Origin of the sequence: Paenibacillus sp. LBL (assembly GCF_029893715.1) — a bacterium.
GTDB lineage: Bacteria > Bacillota > Bacilli > Paenibacillales > Paenibacillaceae > Paenibacillus_AQ > Paenibacillus_AQ glucanolyticus.
In genome coordinates this window covers 142,434-165,584 of the sequence record NZ_JARXYU010000012.1, presented here as the reverse complement: position 1 = coordinate 165,584, position 23,151 = coordinate 142,434, and the positions used below count along the sequence as shown (strand labels likewise).

Below are 23,151 nucleotides of genomic sequence, written 5' to 3'. Positions count from 1 at the left end.
ACAAATCGTTTCAGTATTTTACGATTATCGAGTGAAGGGGGCCAGATGCTTAACGCCAGGAATAACCGGGAACTCTTCGTTCAGGCTCTGTGGAACTCAGTAGGACTGCGCCCGGTATGCTTTTTGAACAGGGTGGTGAAGTACGGAACATTCCGATAACCGACCCGCTCGGCGATTTCGGCGATCAGCAGTTTTTTCTCGAGAACCATGCGCTTGGCTTTTTCCATTCGGACCCTGGTTAGATAATCGCCAAAGGTTTCGCCTGTAAACTGGCGGAATAACGTGCTGAGATAGTTTTTGGAGATATAGACCTGGTCGGCCAAATCCTGAAGGTGGATGTTCTCGGCATAATGCTCATGAATGTATTGGATGATATAATCGACCGTTTCCTTATGCTTGAGGTTCTCGTTAGGCGTGTAACGCGAGCAGATTCGTTTCACTTTCTCCGCTACCCATGCTTTCCACTGCAACGCATCTTCCATTTGGTCCAGCTCTTTGGTCAAGTCCGTGAGAGGCAGTTCATCGTCGAGCCGGATGCCGGACTCATACAGGGTGAAGGAGAGGATGGCGAACAGCTGCGTTCCGATGGCGGTAAGCTCTTCGGGTTGGAGCCGGGCCGCGCCGTTATCCCTGCGGAAGAAATCATCCAGCGCCAGCAGCGCCCGGGGCTCATCGAAGGTTCGAACAGCGTCGGTCATCTCCTGGAAAAATCGCACCGGCCGTACGCTCCGTGCTGCTGAATGCCGGAAACCGCCTTCGTTATAAACGTAGACACAGGGAAAGGCGACATCCGGTTCGCGCCGCTCGGCGAGTGCCTGAAATGCTTCTTCGGTAGAATCGGGGATGGCAAGCCAGTCATCCTTGCGAAGACCTGCCCCGATGTGCAGCTTGACCTTGAGGAATCGATGCACAGATGAATTGATTCGCCCTGCCAGTGCCAGAACTTCCGAGCGGAACGCCTCTGTCGGCCAGGAGAGGGGCTTATACAGCAGCAGTGCCATATGGTGACTATGCAGCTCCAGGAAATAGCTGCGCAGCCCATCCTGGCCGGCTAGCTCCTCGACCGTGTTGCCCACGGCGAAACGGAACAGGTGCCAGTCACGGACGGAGATTCCCTCCATACGTCCTTGCCGCTTGATTTCTAAGGCCAGCATCATGAATTGGGCATTCTTCCAGCCGAGCCGTTCCAGCATTCGGGAGGGATCTGTCAGCGGGGAGGGTGTTCCTCCGGTGAGGGCGGACTTGACCCATTCCCTTTCCAGATAAGGCTCATACTGCATAAGCTGGGTTTGAATCTCCTGCTCTCTGTGTTCCAGCGCTCGGCGTTCCGCAAGCTCGCGGGTGACGCGCTGCAGCACCTCGCGGATCGTGGTCGGTGAGGCCGGCTTCGGTAAATAATCATCAACCTGAAGCCGAAGCGCTTTACGAGCGTAGTCAAAATCCGAGTACCCGCTCAAAATGATGATTTTGCCAGCGTACTGCTGCTTACGGAGCTGTTCAATCATATCGAGACCGTTCATCACCGGCATATAAATATCCGTAATGACAATATCGGGCTGAGTCGCTTCAATCAGCCGAAGTCCTTCTTCACCATCTAGAGCCTCCCCGACAGGCCGGACTCCGAGCTGCTCCCAGGGAATCAGCCGGGACATGCCGCTGAGCACTTGCCGGTCGTCATCCACGATAGCGATGGTCCACATGTATTCCTCCCCCTTCCTGATCCCGCGGCTGATTTACCTTCGGCCAATAGATCTCCGCTTCGGAGCCTGGCGCATCGGTACGGTTGCGAAGCGAAACGCCAAAGGGCGGGCCGAAATAAACCTGTATGCGCTCCTTTACATTGCGGATCCCGTATCCGCCCGTGGGATGGCGTTTACGAGTCTTCCAGTCTTCACGCAGTCCGATGCCGTCATCCCGAATCCAAATCCGGATGCCTCGGTCCTCTTCCATGCAAATCAGATGAATCCGGCCCTGGCGTCTGCCATGAAAACCATGCATAACGGCGTTTTCTACAAAGGGCTGCAGGGTCAGCTTCGGAATCATCAGATGCCGTAATTCCTCCGGGCAATCGATGTGCCATTCCAATTCTTCGCCCCACTTGAACTGCTGGATTTTCAGAAAGCAATCCACGTGCAGAAGCTCTTCCTGAAGCGTAATCATGGATTCGCCGCCTGACAGTCCGATGCGGAACATCTGTCCCATCAGCTCGAGCACTTGGCTGATCTTCTCCTGGCCAGCTTCAAGGGCCATCCAATTCAGCTGATCCAGCGTGTTGTAGAGAAAATGGGGGTTAATCATCGCTTGCAGCGCCTTAATCTCCGCTTCGCGCTGTGCTTTATACTGCTGCTCCAGGGATTGATACAGGGTTTCGATCCGCTCGGTAAGCTTGCGGTAGCCGCTGAACAGGCTGCCGAATTCGTTGCGGTATTCCGTCGGCAGCGGCTGTCCGCGCTTCTCGGGATTAAACGCCTGCATCAGCTGAACGAGCTTCCGGATCGGCCGCGTGAAATTCCGGGATAGGAACATTGTGAAGAACAAGGACAGCAGAATGGCGGCGGCTCCAACTACAGCCATCGTCCACGCCAGACGTACACTTCCGCTGGTGATGTCCTTCCAGGGCGTAAGCTCCACCAGCATCCAGCTGCCCGGGGACGTCCGGGACCATACGGTGAGCATGCTCTTCTCCGGCAGCGAGCCGGCGGCAGCCAGCACCTGATGCGCTTGGCCGGTGTCCCCGTCGACCCGCTCCAGGATGGCGTTGATTTCCCCGGGAGGCGGAGCAATCCGGGTGTGCATGATCATCCGGCCGCCGGAGTCGAGCAGCAGTCGGCTGGCCGAGGAGTTGTCTTCAGTCAGAATTTGCTGCAAAAATTTAACCCGGACATTGATGATCAGAATCCCCCGGTTCACGCCGTCCAGCGTGGTGATTTTACGGATAAAGCTGATTACCTGCTGCTTCCCCTGCGGGGAACCGACCTCACGCTGGCCGATCCAGACAAAGTCGGACTTATCCACGGCCGGATACCAGCTCTCCCGGCTGGCCGAGGCGAGAGGGAGGTACTGAATGTTGGCGTTGGGGTCGACCTGAAGCGGATCATTCATATAAATCTGAAAGGAGAACATCGAGCGAGAGCTATTCAGCATCGGCGCCAAATAATCCCGGTTCAGCTCGTCCCTCGCTGTCTTTCGTGCATAATAATCTCCGTTCATCGTTACATAGTTGACCAGAGGCGAGTTAATGGACACGGCTAACGAGGTTTGCTCCACAGCACTCATATGGTCGGTAAGCTGCTTGTTGAGCTGCTGCAGCACCGCCTGCTGGTACATGGAGGTGCTGTCCGCCTGCTCAGCTGCCGAGAACCGATAGCTAACGATCATCATGATCGTGATGAGGACCGCGACAAAACCGGCAAAGCTGAAGAAAAAGACGTAATCGATGCGGAACGTGCGAAACGGATTCATGCGTTTTTCCCTCCTCTTGGTAGCTGTGAGGACTCTGCATTCGCTCTGCTGCCTCAAAGCCAACGTTGACGGAAGCCGAATGAACGAGACCGTCCGGCTTAACCGCTGCCTGAAGAAGAGCTGGAATAAACTTGGCACAGCGATCCGTTTACCGATCTGAAACCTAACCTTTCAGCCCGGTTGTGGCGATCCCTTCCACGAAGTGCTTTTGCGCCAGAAAGAAGATGACAACCGGCGGCAGCACGGAGAGCAGGGATACGGCAAGCAGTTGTCCCCACGGAACGGCTGACTGGGAATCGATGAACATCCTGAGCGCGAGCGGGACGGTATACTTGTCCACGGTATTCAGATAAATCAGCGGGCCGAAATATTCGTCCCAGCCCCAAATAAACGAGAAAATCGTGACCGTAATGAGCGCCGGGAGAGTCAGCGGCATGATGATGCGCAGATAAATGCCGAACCAGGTGCAGCCGTCGATTTTTGCTGACTCATCGAGCTCTCGCGGAATACCGCGGATGAATTGGACAATCAGGAAAATAAAGAAAGCTCCGCCCATGGCTGACGGGATGATCAGCGGCAGATAGGTGTTGATCCAGTCGAAGGAATGGAACATCGTATACTGCGGGATGAGCGTGACCTGCCCCGGAAGCATCAGGGTCATGAGCAGGATGGAAAACCATAATCCCTTCAGCGGAAAGGTCAGCCTAGCGAAGCCGAAAGCCACCAGGCTGGCTGAAATAACGTGAATGATCGTAGTCGCCACGTTGAGCTTGAGGCTGTTCATAAAGAAGCGTGTAAACGTATACTTGGGCAGTGCCATCCAGCCTTCCGTATAATTTTGCCACAGCCATACCTTGGGGAACAGGGTGGGCAGACTGATTTCTGGTGTAGACTTAAAAGAAGCGCCGATCCACCAAAGCACGGGATAGAACATCACAAAACAGAACGCAATCATCAGCACATGGACCAGCCAATTTTGTTTATTATGAGCCCCTGTCATTTGCGACCCTCCGTTTCAGTTTCGTAGAACACCCAGTATTTGGACGCAACAAAATTGAGCGCCGTGGCAATGCCGATGATAACGAGCAGTATCCAGGCCAAGGCCGAAGCGTAGCCCATCTGCAGCGAACCGAAGGCTTTATTGTAGAGGAACAAGGCAAACATCTCGGTTGAATTGACCGGTCCTCCATTCGTGACCACAAAAGCCGAAGTGAACATCTGGAATGCGTTGATGATGCCCATGATCAGATTAAACAGGATGACCGGGGATAACATGGGCAGGGTAATCCGGATAAACTTGCGGAGCGGCGATGCTCCGTCCACGGAGGCAGCCTCATATAACTCACCAGGGATTTGTTTGAGACCGGCAAGGAAGATAATCATCGATGAACCGAACTGCCATGCCGTCAGCAGCACCAGGGTGGCAAGGGCGGTGGAGGGGGTGCCAATCCAGTTTTTGGGGGCGATTCCGACCCAAATCGCGAGATGATTAATGAAGCCGTTCAGGCCGAAGATATTGCGCCACAGCACGGCCACCGCCAAGCTTCCGCCGATCAGAGAAGGCAGGTAGATGATGGTCCGGTAGAAGGAGATTCCACGGATGTTCCGGTTCAGCAGCAGGGCTACAGCCAGCGCAGCCAGCAGTTTCAGCGGCACGGAAGCGATCACGTACAGAAAGGTCACCTTCAGCGAATTGAAGAAAAGCCGATCTTGGGAGATATCCTGGTAATTCTTGAGTCCGATCCAGCGGGCCGGCTCCAGCAGCGAATACTCGGTGAAGGATAAATAGAAGGATTGGATGATGGGCCACAGCTGTAAAATGAGAAAGCCCAGCAGCCAGGGTGCGATGAACAGGTAGCCGGCTAACGGAGCGTTCCAGCGTCCTTTGAACCTTTTGGTAATCGCTTTCATCTTCTTGTCCAGTTCGACCTTACCCGCCGACTGTACCGTTTGTGGATTCATGATTGATTAATCTCCTCTCGCCTATTGATAGCTCCCATTGTATCCTGATGAAAATGTGGCCTGTAGGCGAAAGATGCACAAATTCTTTCATTATTGAATGATGATTAGGAGTGAATTCAAGGTAAATTGCAGGGGGATGTTTTAAGAGTATCTTTTCTGACGATGGGTGTTCAGCACAAAGGACTGTAAAAAGCATTAAAAGCATGCCGGTTACTATGGGCGTCAAGCAGTTGAGTTAATGTGCTGAGGAGAGGTCTGCAGAATCACAAAATCCTTATTTCACAAGGGTTTTGTGACATCGTTGTCGAATTTATCTGCAAGGAAAACCGACTCCACTACATTTTATCAAAACAAGATAGAAAGGTGACCAAGATGGATGGTACACGGTCTCAAAACATTTGTTTTTTCGAATAGACCTTATAAACTAAAAACGCTTATCATTTTACTGGTAACCGTTGTGCTTGCGGTGTCTCTTATTTTGACAGGTATACTTATTGCAAATGACTATGCAACTACAACCCAGAGAAATCTCGAAGATAAAGCTAAAGCGATTGCAAGTGCAGTGGGGCACACCTCCACCACTCTGGAAAGCCTGCGCAATGGAAGTTATGGCGGTGCGGTCCAGACTTATACAAAGGATGTTCAAGCGGACACAAACATTGAGTACATCGTGGTCATGGATATGAATAGCATTCGCCTCTCTCATCCTAACGAAGAGATGATTGGCAGAAGGTTTGTAGGAGGAGACGAAGGGCCAGCCCTTGCAGGAGAAAGCTATACATCGGTCGCTCTCGGCACTTTGGGAGAGTCGATGCGTGCCTTTGTGCCAATTTGGGACGGAGCAGAGCAGGTTGGCGCAGTGGCGGTGGGGATGGCAAAGGATAAAATAAATGATGCGGTTTTTCATAGTCAAAAGATTATCCTTTTCGGCATGAGCATTGGTTTGGCTGCAGGCTTAGTTGGTGCACTCCTGCTGGCGCAAAAGGTCAAGAACACGATGCATGGGCTGGAGCCGGCTGAAATAAGCAAACTACTGGAGGAAAAGGAAGCGATGCTTGCTTCCGTTCGTGAGGGAGTAGTGGCTATTGATGAAAAGGGGATCATGGTGGTGGCCAATCCGGCAGCGCGGGATATATTTAAGAGGGCTGGTCTTGGAGTCGATCCTATTGGGAAAAATGTGCAAGAAATTATGCCAGAATCAAAGCTGCAGGAAGTTCTCATTCATCAAAGAGCAGAGATGGACCAGCCGCAAAAACTTAACAATCTGGAAATCGTCGTAAACTGTGTTCCTGTTAAGGCAGCAGGCAAACTCGTAGGAGCACTGGCTACGTTTCGTGATAAGAGGGAGTTGACAAGCATGCTGGAGCAATTATCAGGGGCCAAAAATTATGCAGAAAGCCTTCGGGTTCACACGCATGAGTTCATGAATAAGCTTCATGTGATATCAGCAATGGTACATACAGAATCTTACAAGGAATTGCTGGAGTATATAAAACAAATTTCAAATTACTATCAAAAAGATGTAGGCTGGGTCTCCAACTATGTGAAAGACCCTGTGTTAGCAGGATATTTGCTTAATAAGCTCACCTTTTTACAGGGTCATGATGTCAAAGTCACACTTACAGGGCAAGAAGCGTGGCCTTCCATTGCACGGTCAGAAGTTCTGGATGCGCTTACTACCATAATAGGAAACAGTTTGGACAACGCCTATGAAGCGATGGCCGGGCAGGAAGAAAAAGAAATAACGGTTGAATTGTCTTCAACCAAGGACGGCTGGCTTGAATGGACGGTGCGTGACAATGGCCCAGGTCTATCGGAAGAGCTTCCAGGGGAATGGATCAGAAAAGGAAGTTCTACCAAAGGAGAGGGACGGGGCTACGGCATGCATCTAATCCACAAAGCGGCGGCAGACACAGACGGCACTGTGCATATATCATCAAGGAAAGGAGACGGGATGAAATTGACGGTGCGCATCCCATACCAGGCATGATTCAGGTCTTGATTATTGAAGATGATCCGATGGTGGCAAAGTTTAACGGAATGTACGTGGACAAGGTGTCAGGATTTGAATTGGCAGGAACGGCAGATAGAGTGGAAGCGGGATGGGAGATTCTAAAAAATAAAAAAGTTGATTTAATTTTACTTGACGTATATCTGGCGAACAAGAACGGGCTTGATTTACTCGTTGATGTACGGAAATCTAACCATTCAGTTGATGTTATCGTTGTCTCTTCCGCGAATGACCAGGGCTCTATACAAACGGCTCTTCGTTACGGGGCTGTTGACTATTTAATCAAGCCCTTTGATTTCGAGCGGTTTCAAGAGGCGCTTATGCGATACAAGTTCAGATATATCCATTTGCAAAAAGAAGGAATTCAGCAAAAAGAGCTGGATGAATTATTTCATCAAGGGAACGGGAACAAAGAAAGAACTGAGGAGAACTTGCCCAAAGGGATTACAAAAGAAACATATATTCGTGTTCTACGTGAGCTTCATGGGCTGGAGGGCTGGTTTTCCACAGCTGCGTTAGCTGAGGTAACAGGGATTTCAAGAGTCTCGCTGAGAAAATATCTGCGCTTCCTGGAGGACTGCAACATACTGCTTAATGATGTCAGCTATGAAGGCAGCGGCCGTCCGCTTCATCGCTACAAGCTTAGTCAGGAGGGGCATGATTACGTGCTTTCTATTCTGCAAAAAACCAGATAAAAAATGAAGTTCATGCAGCTCGTTTGCAAATTTGCAACGAGTTTTTTCATGTTCACACACTTTTTTTAGTTACAAAAAACCAGATATTAGTTACAAAACCTATACGGAAAGGCAAATATATAAGAGAATTATCGAAAGCGCTTACAAAATGGAGGGGTAAATGATGAGACAACTGGCTTTGTCAGCTTGGCGCAGCCTGTGGGCACAGCACAAACGAACAAAAAACATACTGAATGTATTCTTTTATCGGAATCAATCAGCAGCTGTGCCAGAACCTAAACAAGCATCAGACAAGATAGCTATTCAACATAACGAAGAAAATGCTGTTGAGGATATGAAGAGTCAAGAACCGAATGAAAACTCCAATAAGCCGTACTCAAAAGCTCAGCTGATCGGGCTTATACTGGGGCCAGCCTTGTTCATATTGACGATGTTATTTTTCCAACCTGACGGACTGTCCACGGAAGGGAAATCCGTGCTCGCCGTTACGTTATGGATTGCCACATGGTGGATTACAGAGGCGATCCCTATACCGGCTGCATCATTGCTGCCGCTCATACTTCTTCCTGTTACAGGAGCGATGCAGGGCAGTGAGGTGGCATCATCATACGGCAACGATATTATTTTTCTGTTTCTGGGCGGTTTTTTCATTGCTACGGCGATGGAAAAGTGGAATTTGCATAAAAGAATGGCCCTATTTATCATCTCGATGATCGGTACCAGCACACAGCGTATCTTGCTAGGTTTTATGGTTGCAACTGGATTTTTATCGATGTGGGTGTCAAATACCGCGGCTGTTATGATGATGGTCCCAATGGGCCTTGCGATTACCGCCCAGGTTGCCAGTGCTTTGAAGGGAAGGCCGGAAGAAAAGGATCTGCCGAAATTTGAGAAGTCCCTTATTTTTGCTATTGGCTATGCAGGAACGATCGGTGGACTCGGGACATTAATCGGCACTCCGCCCAATATTATTCTAGCTGCCCAAATGAATGAGTTATTTGGTATTACCATTTCCTTTGCCCAGTGGATGCTGTTTGCCGTACCCGTTGTCATTGTAATGCTGTTCTTCACATGGTTTTATTTGGGGAAAATGAAGTTCAACACGTCCATTAAACAACTTCCAGGCGGAAGAGAATTGATTCAAAGCGAGCGCGGAAAACTTGGCAAGTTATCCTTTGAAGAAGGTATGGTTGGCGCGGTGTTTGTATTTGCTGCATTTATGTGGATCACTCGTGAGTTTTTATGGGTAGAAGATGGTTTACTCATCCCAATTCCCGGGATCTCGGATGGGATGATTGCAATTATGGCAACCGCACTTTTGTTTATGATTCCAGCTAAAGCAAAAACAAGTTCTCGTATTTTAAATTGGAGTGATTCGAAGGAAATTCCGTGGGGTGTACTCCTTCTTTTTGGAGGCGGCCTGGCTATTGCGGCAGGGTTCCGTTCCAGCGGCTTATCTGACTGGATGGGTGAGCAGTTGACCATACTCAATGGTTCTCATCTTATTGTTATTATTTCATGTGCTACACTTCTCATCATCATGATGACCGAGATCACGTCCAATACGGCAACAGCAACGATGATCTTGCCTGTCGTAGCTGCCCTTGCCATCGCCCTTGGTATTCATCCATTCGCTCTTATGGTGCCTTGCGCCATGGCGGCCAACTGTGCCTTCATGCTGCCTGTCGGCACGCCGCCCAATGCGATCATATTCGGCACGGGGAAAATAAAGATTATTGACATGGTTCGCGCAGGTTTCTCCGTTAACATATTTGCCACAATCATTATTATCCTTGCCGTGTATTATTTGCTTCCCATCGTTTTTGGGTTTGATCTTACCGTTGTCCCTGAAAGTTTCTTGAATAAGGCATAAAGAAGCCACCCCACTTCTACATCTGCATCTGCATAGCTTGATGAAAGTGGGGACCTCTTTCGGTATCGTTTATACGCTTTAATATGTCTTGCCGATATTTCTTGTAATTTCTCTTCCATCTTGAATTCATCCTTGTCAATAGGATGAATTCATTGTGACAGGCCTTCATTCTTATGACTCATTCTATCGATTCGACCTGAATGACAGGAACCTGCGTGAGTTTAGCAGTTTCAGTACTGTCACGACTCTCACTGTTGTCTGGTTGGGTATCCTCAGGATTGATGACCTCGGTGGGGACGGAATCTCCTGGAATATCCGTTTCCTCCGTGGAATCGCCCTCAGCTGGCATATCCTCCGGTTCGGTCACGTCGGAGGCAGGAGGATCCTGGCTGCCTGGTATCTCCATCTGCTGATACTCGCTAAACGTTCCTATAATGCTTGCACTCCCCGCAGGGAAATCCAGCTCTCCTCTTAAGATCACATAGTGGCCATCCCGTTCAGCAAGGGCTTCACCATAGCCCCCTGCCAGAATATTGATGGTGAAGCGGACTTTCTTGTTCCGGTGACTTTCGATATCAGCAATATCGATGTCGGTATAATTGGGCTGAAACCCTGTGAATCCGTATTGATCTCCCTGACGCTCGAAGATGGCGATCTCTTCCGGGCTTGCTCCTTCGAAGTTGGTAACCAGCAGAGACTTATCCGGCAGGATTTGATAGCTTACGCCGGTAAACTGGAACAGCGGAATCAGATTGGAAGCCCTGGCTTCATAGGCTGAATACCATACCAGATCGGTTCCTGTGCCGCCTTCCACCAGGACGACCGGATTTGTCTCCGTGCTGAGCGATTCTTCAATTGAAACTTGGCGGATCGCGATTTCAGACGGGAAATCATGATTTTGGAATAATTGCACGCTTTCATCGGCGTTTAAAACCGCTAGATAGATGATATTCCCCTCATCGACTCCAATGGCATATGCCAATCCCCCGAAACGTTTCCCACCTCCGCTGACATAACTAAAGCTGCCTTGAATATCTGCCATATTGAACAAACGAATGGGATCGTGAATAGTCCAGGCCAATTTTGCAGCTTGCAATGGTCTGCTCATATCCTGGTACCCGGACAGCGCTTCATAGAGCGCTACAGCTTCCTCGTAGTTCTTCTCTGCTACCATTTCATCCGCAGCCAGGATCCACCGGTTGATCTGATTCTGAATATACTCCAGCATATCCGAATTCTGTTGATTACTCCGATTCAAGTAGTCTCTGTAACCCTTGGCGTGTGAAACAAAGTCTGCCGGCCGTTCCCGCTGTGCATCCTTTTGCAGCATGGCAAGCACAAGTTCATCTGTCTTGCCGCTCACCCAAGCAGCCTTCACTGAACGGCTGGCATATTCGGAGCTTATGGCATGGGACCAGTTTAACAGCTCGGCGTAATGTCCGGCTCCTGCCAACCGGGTCATTACCGTCTCATCGTAACGCTGGAACAGGCTGAGCAGCTTCTCATCCTTCTGCTTCTCGCCGCCATAGAATGAGTCCGGGATGCGAAGCAAGTTCCATTTAAAGCTGTTGTCATCATACTGCAACTCTTCAAGCTGTTCGTCGGCCTGGCGGTTAAACAAACCGATGAATTGCAGGAAAATTCGCTTCACATCATCGGGTATGCCATAGAACGCAACAATTTCATCGTAATACGAAGCATATGATCCCTGGTGCCCCGTCAGCTTCTCCTCCGCATCAAGCAACTCGGCATATACGTTCATGAAGGCGGAAAAGTCGCCTGCTTCTCCCACTTGATTCAACCGTTGATCTAGAGAGGAGAGATTCTGCTTCATAGACGTAATGGGGGCGAGCTCCTGAAGCCTTGAGGCCAGCAACGCTTCTTTATATAGAAGGGAGTGGTTTCGGCTTGCCTTCTGATACCACTCCTCAGCCTGAACGAGTTTCTTCTGAGCATACAATCGTTCGGCTTGCGCCATCGTCTGGATTTTTTGATAGATATGAACGCCCTTATATCCAATCAACAACAGAAGGACTATACATAGAAAAAAATACAGATTACGCAGGGTTAGCGTGTTTTTTATCGTCATAACGGTATAGCCCCTCTAATCCCATTTTTGAAAATCAGGGTCCGAGCGGTATTGTTCATTATAAATGGCAGATACCCGGTCCCGCAGGCCGTTCCACGACAAGCCGGGATTGCGGCGTACGATCTGATACAAGCGGAGGAAGCGATATCTTGGTAGTCCATCCGCATAGCGGCTAATAAAATCAGGGAATGTGTCGATATATTTTTTCTTCCGTACCGCTGCTCCGGCAGCGTCAATCATAATCTGCCTGCCTTGCTCCATCCGCAAAATGTCAGCCTCATGATCAAGCAGGTAACGGATGGCTTTACTGTTAATCAGTTCCCGCTTGATTTTGGCGATTTCACCAATATAAGCGGCCAAGTCCGGATCAAACTCATTCAGCAACAGCGGTTCAAGTTCAAGCTCCATATCCTTGCGCAGGCTGAAGGTTTGCAGAAGAACGATCTGCTGCAGGCGGATTCGGTCATTTCGGACCAGGGAAGAAATTTCCCTGACGATCTCATACCCTAGTTGGGCATCTTCCTTGATGGCGGCAGCAGCCGTTGCTTTGTTCAGATCCAGGCCATCAAGAATCTGTTTTTGATGACTTCGTATTAACTTGTCCAGAGCATGCAGGGTCTCCGTTTGCAACACTCGCCGCTGGATCAGCCATAACCATACGAGCAGGACCACCATACAAGCAAAGGAGATCACGATCTGCAAGAAGGTCTGACTAAGAAGTACGGCAGAGAGTCCTATAATATAGAAGAGAAGCCGGTCACTCTGCATGGAACGCTTGGCCTTTTTCTCTGCAAGCTCCATCACGTGGATCAGCGAGTGACGTTTACAGAACGCGCAGCTGTCTTCCCACAGAATCGTAAAATTGTGGCAATGTTTGCAAACCCTTAACTTTTGGTAGACATATCTCGTTTTAATATAGGGACGAAGTTGTACCGGCTTTTTCTTATCCATGCCGTTCCCTCTTTGAATTGGCGACTTCTAGCAGCGTTTGGTGCAGCTGCTCCGGTGTCGGGGCGTTCTTCTTACGTTTGAAGTATGCCGTGATCTTGATGATGACAAAAAGAAACAAAATCCCGAGACATCCGTATGTAATCATATACCTATTCCTTTCCGGTATCGTAATGGGGGTGAAAATGGTGAATGAGCCTTGTGTCCTAAGTCCGGGTGATACACTGATTATGTTGAACTTTGGCAGGTATAATTATATCATATGGACATAGTACTGGGATATTTTAGTGAGTTGCATGGTATTTCCTATATAAACATACCAAGGAAATGAAAATGCATGTATCGTTTTTAAGCTTTTTTTCATATATTTTTAAGACTTAATGCCTACAGTTAGATTAGAGGATCGAACATAGGCATCCTCAAATGCTAGATTAAATGGGTGAAGGAGTAAAATCAATGCTACGTAACAATAAATGGCTGCTCTGTCTGATGGCAGCAGCGCTGCTGATCGTGACCTGGAGCGGGGGAACCTTGCCTCAGGCAATGGCAGCCTCGCAAGGCTCCAAGATAGATGCCGTTCTGGTGATGGATGCCAGCAACTCGATGAAAAACAGTGATCCTGACAGAATCGGCAGCGAAGCAATGAAGATGTTCATCGACATGCTGTCCACAACCGGCGACAAAGTCGGCGTTGTTTCCTATACCGACCGGATTCAGCGGGAGAAGGCACTGCTGGAAATTCAATCGGAGGCGGACAAAACGGCGCTGAAGGAGTTTATCGACCAACTGGACCGCGGTCCTTACACTGACATTTCGGTAGGTCTTGATGAAGCGGTGAAGGTGCTGAAGCAGGGCATGGACCCGGCTCATGCACCCATGATCGTTGTTTTGGCCGACGGTAACAATGATCTGGACCCCAACACAGGCAAGACGAGCCAAGAAGCGTCAGATCATTTGAACCAGGCGGTTCAGGAGGCCAAAGGAAGCGACATCCCGATCTATACGATTGGTCTGAACGCCGACGGGAAGCTGAATAAAGAGGCTTTGGCTGAGCTGGCGAACCAAACGGGAGGAAAATCCTTTACCACGAGCTCGGCGGATGATTTGCCGCAAATTCTAAGCGAGATTTTTGCCAGCCACCAGCAGCTCAAGATTGTACCCGTGCAGTCGATTACCGGCAATGGCAGCTATCAGGAGGTCACGGTCAACGTACCGAATGCAAACGTGCTGGAAGCGAATATTTCTATTATGTCCTCAAGTCCCGTGGACGTTAAACTGATGGACCCCACTGGTGCTGAGCAGAGCATTCCATCGGCTAATGTCATGCGCTCCACATCCAATTCCTACTCGCTGCTCAAGCTGCTGAAGCCGCAGCAGGGCGATTGGAAGCTGCAGGTGAAGGGTGTATCCAAAGACAAAATCGATATCAATCTTGTGTTCAACTACGATCTGGAGCTGACCATGGATCCTCCGTCATCATCGAAGGTGAAGGCAGGGGATACAATCGATATTAACGCGTATCTTGTCAGCAACGGACAGAAGCTGCAAAACAATGAGCTGTACGGCAACATGAAGGCCAAGCTGTTGGTGAAGGATCTCGACACCGGTGACGAGTCGGAGGTCGAGCTGGAGAACAAAGGCGGCAGCTTTGAAGGGAGTTACAAAATTCCGCAGAAGCATGACTATGAGCTGCGGGTAAGGGCGGAGGAGCAGAGCTTCTACCGCGAAAGCGCGCCTGTGAAGATCAGTGCGAAAGCAGCCGCCGCGGGCTCCGGCAGCGGTGGGAATGAGCTGACCGCAGGCGATGAAGAGAAACCTTTTCCATTATGGCCCGTAATCATTGGCATCGCTGCTCTGCTCATTGTGGGGGCTGGAGCTTATTTCATACTAGGCGCGATTAAGAAAGCGAACAAGGGCTTTGTCGGTCAGATCGTGATTGAAATCAGGGATGAGAATACCGGCGAGAAGACCTTCCCGCAATACAAAAAGCTGACTTCATTCAAAGGGAAGTTCAACCTGCACCAGCTTCTGCAGCTGGCACCTGAGCTGAAGGAGACGGAGAAGATTCTGTTCACGCCTGGCAAGAATGATCGCATCATGCTTAGAAATAATTCTTCGGCTGTGATTGAGAAGTCGGGACGTGCCCTGGATGCCACGAAAGGGACGGAACTGAAGAACGGAGACCGGCTGAGAGTTTCCCTGCAGCAGGCTGACAAGACCATATTATTTGAATATTTGGCTTAAAGTGCGTGTTCATGATCAAAAGTGGACTTTTTGAACAACCTCTTAAGCCATGACCTATCAGGAGGGGAAATTATGAAACCGGTAGTTAGAGAACATATACAACAGCTTGACGTTTCACTCGGAGGCGGGATTGTCAGTGAGAAAATACGAGTGGATACCATCGACAACCCGATTCTCATCATTGGACTTGGAGGCACGGGGATCGATGCGCTGCTGCGCCTGAAATATCAGATTAACCGCCGGTTTAAGCTGCCGGAGGATCCCTTGTCCAAGAAAAGAATGGACAAGCCGGACAATGTGGAGTTTCTGGCTTTTGAGACCAACGAACAGGATAAGAATAAACGCTATAAGGGAATAGGGCTTGATCCGATCAATGAATTCGTGCTTCTCTCGAATGCGGAGATTGGAGGGCTCCTTCAGAATCGCAGCATCCTGGAGCCATACATTACGGATTGGCTGTCGCCGGAGCTAAGCATTACCGATGGAATGAACGGGGCAGCCGGTGTCCGTCAGGCCGGCCGCTTGCTTCTGTTTACGAAAATCACCCAGGTGGTGCAAGCGATCGATAAGAAGATTAAGACATTATCGGTTGGCACCAACAAAAAGCTGATGGTCTTCCTGTTGACCGGATTGTCCGGCGGGACAGGCAGCGGCTGCTTCCTTGATATTGCTTATATCGTCCGCGGCATTATTGAGCGCGATCACGGCTCTGCGGGGATTGACCGCGTGAACACACTCGGTTATCTGTTTACGCCGGATATCAATCTGGCTAACAAAAGCTTGAGCGAGCACACGCGCGAGTACATCAAGAAGAACGGATATGCGGCGCTAAAGGAGCTTGACTACTGGATGAACGTGGATGCCAGAGGCGAGCGGTTCAAGCAGCAGTACGGCAGCATTCTGAACGTGAATTCGCCGCTGCCTCCGTTTAATCTGTGCCATCTCATCTCTGCTACCAATACGGAGGGCAAACTGCTGGAGAACGCCTATGATTACTGCATGAATGTCACCGCCGAGAATATCACGAACTTCATGGCCAGCGAGGAAAAGCAGTCCGGCGAAGAGTTTGCAATCCATGATTATATCAGCAACATCCGAACCAACATTGCCCAGATGAACAAAGCCTATCCTGCCAATTACGATTACAACATTATCGGAGCATCCTCGGCCGTGCTGCCTATCGAGGAGATGACCACCTATCTGGCATACCGCGTATTTGGCAAAATGCAAACCATGTTCGAGAAAGCGCCAAGCCAGGAGGATGTTGAGAAGTTTGCAAGCAAGCTGGGCATCGACCTGGACTCGATGACGAAGAATTTCGAGTCCCGCGTACCGGAGCCGCTGCCCGGGTATCAGAACAGCGAGCGGCTCAGCTATGCCAATGTGGTGAAGAATCAGGTCATTAATATGGATACGGAGCTGGAGCAGAATTTTCTCGCCAGAGCCCGTGAGGAATACATCAAAGCGAAGAAGCAGCTTCCAGGCGAGATCGTGGATCAATTCAGCGACCAAATCCGCCGGATGTTCCTGCATCCGCAGCAAGGACCGTTCTATGTATCCCGTCTGATTTATACGGAGAAGGGCTTCAGCCTGCTGAAGATGCTGCTGTCTTACATCGAAACGCTCCGGGAGAACCTGACCCGCATTCCCCGCGACATCGAGTCGGCCAGAGAACAGGCGATCGAACGCCTGGGCGATGCGAAGAGTGCTTTTGTTTCTAAGGATAAGAAGAAGAACATCTATATTGAAGCAAAGATCAATGAATACTGGCTGGAAGCCGATGTGGAACGCACCGAGCAGATGATTGAATTCTATGAGGATTTATACGATCTGCTCAACCAGGAGAATAACCGGATTTATAGCGTATATACCGAAATTCTGAACGCGCTGAACTCCATATTTGCCAAGAACGGGGACATCCTTGTCAACGGTGATGAACAGCAGGATCATAAAGGGAACAAGACGTATTACTGGAACTTGGTCAGCGTGCCCGACATCTCCGATGTGATCAACAAAATCATGGATCAAAAAGATGTGGACGATCTCATCCGGGATTTCGCACAGGAACTGCTGAGCCATGCCAATCGTTGGACACGGGAGCAGGAGATTGATATCGTCAGATCCATCTCCGAGTTTCTGACGGACAAATTCGGCGATTTGATCACCCGCTCGATGGAGGATTTCCTGACCATGAAATTCGGGCAGGAGGATTCCATCGAAAAGTTCGTCGAGCGCAACATCGCCAGCAAGCTGGATGATGAAGCCGTGCCGGTCTTCCATCTGAGCAACAGCGCAGGCAATTTGTACTTCCCATCCTGGGGCTTTGTGTCCGTGCCTGTGCAGGCGCCAAGCATTCTGAAGGGCATTCGCAATTACCAGAACAATTCGGTGGGTAAATCCCATTTCACGGTGAAGGAAAGTGAAGTGAAGAATCGGATATTCTGGTTGAATACAAAGAACGGTGTGCCGCTGTTCGTTTACACGCCGCTTAAGGTTTATGAGGAGAGTTACGAACGCACCATCATGGACAAGGAAGGCGTAGGGCGTCATTTGGTGCAGACAGACCGCAACAACTGGACCTACCTGCCTTCGCCGATTCCTGAGAAGTCCTGGGGCGATACTTATATCAACCCGCGGGTTCAGGATTATAACGCCCGGGTTCGTGCAGAATTCAACCAGGCACTTACGTATAAAGTTATCATGGAGAAGGATGTGGACCAGAATACAAGCAGCCGTTATGCGGTTGTGTTCACGAAGCCATTTGATCTCAGCGAGCTGCTTCGTGCCTATGATCTTCAGCTGGACACGCCTAAGCCTAATCTGGGCGAAGTGAAGCGGGCCTGGACGGAGCTGAAGCGACTGATGAACGAAGGCCTCGAGCAGGTGGGGTCCAAGGATATCTTCAACAGCATCAATGAGGATATGGCTAAAGAGAATTTGATCCGTTCACCGGAAATGATTCGCAGCGTGCGTGAAGAGTTGAAGAAGTATGCCGCCATTGCCGCCAAAATCACGGCATTCGAGCTCTTGATCAGCGACAATCAGAATGAGGAGAAATGGCTGGATCAATTTATCGAGGCAATGTATACCGGGACCATTACCAAGAAGGGTGCGCTGTTCGTCTATGACCGCGATCCGGAAGAGGATTCCTGGGAGCCGTTTGCCAATCTGCTGAAAAGCGTGAATGACGTGGAGTATGAAGTCTACAAGCATTTCCGCCAGCTGGATGAGAAAAGCCGGAGCACGCTGCTGCGCAAATCTTCCCGCCGGGATCAGGAGCTGACCGCTTCCGAAGATATTACGCCGCTGCTCGGTAAGCTGGAGGAATTGGCTGAGCGTTTCCTGGAGACGCGCGACCGGTTGGAATACGAGAAGGTGGAGCTAGCGGACGGCGAAGAGCGGTACCAGTTCTACCGACAGGTATCCTCCAAATTAAACGACATTCGAAGAAGGTTGAAATAGACGATGAGGGAAATTCTTCGCCAGTATGCTGCCGGTTATGCCAAGTCGGAAGAGCAGCTTACCTTGATGGAGGATGATCAGAGCAGCATCCACTACCCGGAGGTATACTTGTTCATCGGTGATATGACGGCGGCAGCCATCGAACCGATCATGGAGATTCATGACCGCAAATGGGACAACAGCGCAAGTGTCATCTATTTTCATGTGGGAACAGACCGTGGCGGCAGGCCGGGGCCGAAAGGCTCCGAATCCTCCAATCGTCTTCACAGTTATCAACTGGATCTGCCGGTGGCAGACGGTGCGTCCAAGTCCTTGCGCAAAGAGCTGTATCAGGCGTTCTATCAAGAACGGGGCCCCCTGTCTGGGTTAAATAAAGCCATTCGGAAGTTGAGCCACCATATTTCAGATTATGGACGCAGTTATTCGTCTTTTGACCGGGTCCATCTGTCTATCATTACACGGGTCGATGACCCGTTTAATGTATTTATCCCGGAAATTTCATTACTGGCAGAATCCATCTTCAATCAGTCGTTCAAATCGGTGCAGATGGATTTGTACGCGCTAATCAATGAGAGGGAGCAGATTGAAACCTATGGCTATGCGAGCTCCGTGGGGGTCGCCTTCTTACGGGAGCTTGAGTTGATGCAGAGCCGGGATTACAGCTTCTCCGCACCGCTTCAAATGACGGAGGATGGACTGAGCATCCCGGTCGTTCACCCGGCTTCGCCGTTGTTTGATCTGGTCTACGTGCTATCCGATAAGAATGAGCGGGGCATCTCCGGTTACTCCGGCATGCAGGATATCTATGATATCATCTGTCATCTCGGCTTGCTTAAGAATCGGAAGCAGAAGGACGAGGCATATGACGGGATCAGAGGCGTTTACAACAATACATCCTTCAAAAGCAACATCATGACCGAATCCGGTCGCCAAGGCTTTGTCTCGGCTGGCTTTGCCCGGGTAAAAAGGCCGAACGAGCCGATTGCCTTAACGGTCCTCTATCATCTCTGCCGGGGACTTCTCCAGCGCATGAAGACCGGACCTGAACCGGAGGTACAGGAATGCCTGACTTACTTCGGCCTCGACCCGGAAGCCGTAACGGCTAGAGCGAACCGGATGCTCCCGAATGTCGAACATCTGGACGGACTGAAAGGCATGATGTCCCATCCTGTCAGTTATGCCGGACTGAAGCGGATGAATATCCGCGAGGCCGAAGAGGCACTGTTCGGAGAAGGCTGCCAGCAGTTTTTCCATAGCAATTATGAGCTGGAGGTCCAGAAGAGACTGAGGGATACGAGCACAGCCGAAGAAGTACACGCTGCCCTTCGCCGCTCGTTGTCCACACATCCGCATATCGGCTGTTATCAAATCGTGGAGTGGACAAGCGACAAGGGTGGAGCGGGGATCCTGCTCGAAGCGGTCCGTTCCCGAATCCGGGATCTCGGCAGCCTGCTGAAGACGGAGCAGGAAGGACTAACCCGCTATTATGAAGAAAGCGTGGAAACCCAGCCCTTCAAGAAACTGCCCTTTCGGGATAAACAGAATGTGCGCCAGTTCATTCGTTTTTTTGTAGGCGAGGTTTATCATCGCAGGTATGAGCTGCTGCTTCTGGAGACCGAACTTGCGCTGTACAGGTTATATGAGGCGGAGCTTGAGCAGATTCACCGGCATTACAAGCAGCAAGCGAGCATGCTGGACCAGTTGGAAGCAGAATTGCTGGAAGCAGCTCAGTCCAGTATCCGCACGGCAGACGATTATATCGGTCAGAACTTGATGGAGTATTATGGCCTGGTGACCGAGGAGTTGATGCTGGAGCTGGAAAGTAAGCGCGGCGCGGCTGTATTCTTCGAGGATCGCTATGTCGGCAATTTATCCGTTCTCACTCACGAAGGTACGGAGCCGATCCTGGCCAATATGATTCGAGTCTGTCTAAGGGATTTATTGACGGCAGAGCCGTTTGTGCAGACCTTCGAGGAGGAGCTGCTGCGCCGGGCGAACGTAACCATCGAGTATCATAACAAGCAGGTGCTTGCCAAGGAAGATTTGTTTAAGGTGCTCTACCGGATGCTGGAGGAGAACTCCGTTACTTTGGTCAGGCTGCTGGACTATACGCAGGAGCATCGATATGAAGAGAAATATTTCTTCGGCGATGCCGACAGTGAATTCGTTCGCTACGCCATCCGTGCGGATGAAGCATTACGAGTATACAAGCTTGGCATCGTGCATGAGAAGCGCTCCAGCGGGGTCGAGAAGCTGAATCTGATGGGGGGCTTCCATCTGGAGGATCTGATGTATTACCGGAATGGCAGAGCTTACTACGAAACCTATACGGCGAACGGTTATGAATTTCATGGAATGGAACCGGCGCTGCTCCCGGAGCTGCGCTAGCGTTCTTAGATTCTGATAAAGAGAGTAGGCGCGTATTGTGCAACGAAAAATAAACCCTCTCCTGCTGCTGTTGAGTCTGGTCGGCGGGGGAATTGGATTTGCCATTGGGGAATTTCTGCTCCGCCAGTGGGGAACAGGGCTTCCCGTTATTGTGGTTACGGGAATTTATTTCGGGATTCTGGCCTTCTGCATCGGCTTGGCCTGCTTAATCGCAGAATTGATCTCCCCCCGTTTGAGCGGGAGCTCCTGGAGACAGCGATACACGGGCACATCGTGGAAGCTGCTGATTCCATCCACTTTGGTGGCACTGTTCCTGCTTGGCATGCTGTTTGAGTGGGTGTACCAGCTGAACCCGGGCAGCGCCAAGCCCGTGAAGGACGTTGTTCTGGTCATAGACAATTCCGGCAGCATGAAGGATACCGACCCGAATCAGGATCGCTATACAGCAGCCAAAAATCTGATCAACCGCATGGATCGGGATAACAGGGTATCGGTGATTGTGTTTGATCATGCAACAACGTTACTGCAGCCATTCACCCGTGTGAAGAACCAGGAAATCAAGGATGAGATCATGGCGGAAATCGACGGTTTGGCAACAACTGACGGCGGTACGGACATTAGTCTCGCACTTGAGGATACCATGTCGCATATTCAGGAAAGCCAGGATGCGGGGCGAAGCGCCATGGTCATTATGCTGTCAGACGGATTTAGCGAAACCGACCATGATCGTGTGCTTGCGGACTACAAGCAGCAGCAAATCGCGGTGAATACGATTGGCCTTAGCCTCGTGTATAAGGATGGTGCCAATCTGCTTCAAACGATTGCAGCCGAGACGGGCGGGCAATATTACGATGTGCAGAATGCGGCAGACTTGTCTTTTGTTTTTCAGAAAATTTATGATGATGTCGGGGACCGTTCGCTGTTGACGAAGCGAACGGGCGCTATGGAAGACAGCGTTTATTATCAGATCGGAAGAATTGCTGCGATGCTGCTCATTGGCACTGCCATGGGTCTGGCGCTCGGCCTGGTGTTTGACAACCGTTATCTCGCGCGCAGCTTTAGCATAGGCGGTGCGGTATCGGGCTTACTGGCGGGCGTTGTTCTGGAATTTGGCCTCTCCGGGGGAGAAGTCAGAGATGCCAGTGTGCGTCTCTTGGCATGCTTCATCCTCGCAGGTATGATGACCTTGTTCACGCTGGTGATACCTGTCAAGGAGAACGGCAGGTTAACTGGCGGCACGCAGCGGCCGGGCCGAACAGGACGTGGACAACGGCCGAATGATTCGACAAGCCGAGGATTTTAAGCAGGGGGCGTTCGATATGCAGTATAAAAATGCGGAGCCCGGAGATTGGGTTATTCAGGGATTAAGCCATCAATTGGACGAAGGTTTCTGCACGATTCGCTGGAACTGGCCGCCTGGTCTTCAAGCGGTATACATTCAACGTGTGATGGATGACGGATTCGCCGCATCGAATGGAGATCCGCATCTTGGCAGCCTGCGCTTGTATACCAGAGACGAATACAAGGCGAATAATGGTTATCGGGATCGTGTGGATGGTGTTGGGCAGATCTCATATACGGTGTATGCCTTCTCTTCTGAAAACGGGGAGACCACCTTGATCACACAGCCCGATGAAGCGAACTGCATTCAGTTCAGCACCGGTAAAGCCATGCTGGTATACTCCATTCGCGAAAAAAGCCGCTGGCTGCAATCCTATAAAACGATTGAAATTCAGGTTACAGCCGAAGTGCCTGTACCGAAGGAGGCTCTCTGCTATGTGAAGAAAGAGGGAGCTTATCCGGTGAACAAGGAAGACGGGATATTGTACCCGTTCGTTACGGATTTTGGGGCCGGACGGAATGTACTGCCCGTCATTGAGGTCGGTAAGAACGATTATGTACGCCTGTTTTTTACGGACGGGAAGAAGTATGGACAACGGTATGAGCTGGTGTATAGATAGAGAGAGCAGAGATAGAACACAGTGACAACAACGAAAGCGTCCATGCAATCCAGAGG

The 23,151-nt window shown here is 50.3% G+C and carries 15 protein-coding genes; 8 read left to right on the top strand and 7 right to left on the bottom strand.

All coding sequences use genetic code 11. The annotated features are described in order from the left end of the window. Positions 1 to 80: 80 nt before the first annotated feature. The 4 genes from M2277_RS22435 to M2277_RS22420 all read right to left on the bottom strand — a co-directional run bounded on the left by M2277_RS22435 (position 81) and on the right by M2277_RS22420 (position 5,424). Entirely contained in the window at positions 81 to 1,700 is a 1,620-nt protein-coding gene (locus tag M2277_RS22435; RefSeq protein WP_280755559.1) for a response regulator transcription factor, read from the bottom strand. After that, a complete protein-coding gene (locus M2277_RS22430; RefSeq protein ID WP_006212867.1) occupies positions 1,675 to 3,462 on the bottom strand; it encodes a cache domain-containing sensor histidine kinase in 1,788 nt (595 codons plus the stop codon). Before M2277_RS22430 ends, M2277_RS22435 begins: the two co-directional genes overlap by 26 nt. Positions 3,463 to 3,625: 163 nt before the next feature. Continuing rightward, positions 3,626 to 4,462, bottom strand: coding sequence for a carbohydrate ABC transporter permease (locus M2277_RS22425; RefSeq protein ID WP_006212866.1), 837 nt, complete (start codon positions 4,460 to 4,462; stop codon positions 3,626 to 3,628). Next, on the bottom strand, positions 4,459 to 5,424 hold the full coding sequence (locus M2277_RS22420) for a carbohydrate ABC transporter permease (protein WP_036643609.1): 966 nt from the start codon (positions 5,422 to 5,424) through the stop codon (positions 4,459 to 4,461). The genes M2277_RS22425 and M2277_RS22420 overlap by 4 nt, the downstream gene beginning before the upstream one ends. A 376-nt stretch (positions 5,425 to 5,800) precedes the next feature. On the opposite strand from M2277_RS22420, the gene dcuS reads away from it, so the two are divergent. From dcuS to M2277_RS22405, 3 genes are all read left to right on the top strand, one after another. Then, a complete protein-coding gene (dcuS, locus tag M2277_RS22415) occupies positions 5,801 to 7,414 on the top strand; it encodes a DcuS/MalK family sensor histidine kinase (protein WP_006212863.1) in 1,614 nt (537 codons plus the stop codon). Positions 7,415 to 7,422: 8 nt separating this feature from the next. Further along, positions 7,423 to 8,130: a response regulator gene (locus M2277_RS22410; protein WP_348537788.1), complete on the top strand. Its 708-nt coding sequence runs from the start codon at positions 7,423 to 7,425 to the stop codon at positions 8,128 to 8,130. A 163-nt stretch (positions 8,131 to 8,293) separates the two neighbouring features. Beyond that, the gene (locus M2277_RS22405; protein WP_006212861.1) at positions 8,294 to 10,003 is read left to right on the top strand and encodes an SLC13 family permease; all 1,710 of its coding nucleotides are present in this window, start codon (positions 8,294 to 8,296) and stop codon (positions 10,001 to 10,003) included. A 178-nt stretch (positions 10,004 to 10,181) separates the two neighbouring features. On the opposite strand, the gene M2277_RS22400 is transcribed toward M2277_RS22405, so the two are convergent. From M2277_RS22400 to M2277_RS22390, 3 genes are read right to left on the bottom strand one after another with little or no spacing between them, the layout of a single operon-like run. Further along, on the bottom strand, positions 10,182 to 12,092 hold the full coding sequence (locus M2277_RS22400; RefSeq protein ID WP_280755557.1) for a hypothetical protein: 1,911 nt from the start codon (positions 12,090 to 12,092) through the stop codon (positions 10,182 to 10,184). A 15-nt stretch (positions 12,093 to 12,107) separates the two neighbouring features. Further along, positions 12,108 to 13,043 carry a hypothetical protein gene (locus M2277_RS22395; protein WP_280755556.1) on the bottom strand — a complete coding sequence of 312 codons (936 nt, stop codon included), beginning with the start codon at positions 13,041 to 13,043 and terminating at the stop codon, positions 12,108 to 12,110. Next, complete coding sequence (locus M2277_RS22390; protein WP_006212858.1) at positions 13,036 to 13,188, bottom strand: hypothetical protein; 153 nt, start codon at positions 13,186 to 13,188, stop codon at positions 13,036 to 13,038. Before M2277_RS22390 ends, M2277_RS22395 begins: the two co-directional genes overlap by 8 nt. Positions 13,189 to 13,496: 308 nt before the next feature. Here M2277_RS22390 and M2277_RS22385 point away from each other — a divergent pair, with 308 nt between their 5' ends. The 5 genes from M2277_RS22385 to M2277_RS22365 all read left to right on the top strand — a co-directional run bounded on the left by M2277_RS22385 (position 13,497) and on the right by M2277_RS22365 (position 23,095). Next, positions 13,497 to 15,284, top strand: coding sequence for a vWA domain-containing protein (locus M2277_RS22385; protein WP_280755555.1), 1,788 nt, complete (start codon positions 13,497 to 13,499; stop codon positions 15,282 to 15,284). Between the two features lie 72 nt (positions 15,285 to 15,356). After that, positions 15,357 to 18,746: a tubulin-like doman-containing protein gene (locus M2277_RS22380; RefSeq protein WP_006212856.1), complete on the top strand. Its 3,390-nt coding sequence runs from the start codon at positions 15,357 to 15,359 to the stop codon at positions 18,744 to 18,746. 3 nt (positions 18,747 to 18,749) lie between these two features. Beyond that, positions 18,750 to 21,134: a transcription initiation factor TFIID gene (locus tag M2277_RS22375; RefSeq protein WP_280755554.1), complete on the top strand. Its 2,385-nt coding sequence runs from the start codon at positions 18,750 to 18,752 to the stop codon at positions 21,132 to 21,134. Positions 21,135 to 21,171: 37 nt separating this feature from the next. Beyond that, positions 21,172 to 22,437: a vWA domain-containing protein gene (locus M2277_RS22370; RefSeq protein ID WP_148246411.1), complete on the top strand. Its 1,266-nt coding sequence runs from the start codon at positions 21,172 to 21,174 to the stop codon at positions 22,435 to 22,437. A 16-nt stretch (positions 22,438 to 22,453) separates the two neighbouring features. After that, the gene (locus M2277_RS22365; RefSeq protein WP_006212853.1) at positions 22,454 to 23,095 is read left to right on the top strand and encodes a hypothetical protein; all 642 of its coding nucleotides are present in this window, start codon (positions 22,454 to 22,456) and stop codon (positions 23,093 to 23,095) included. The last annotated feature ends 56 nt before the right edge of the window (positions 23,096 to 23,151 follow it).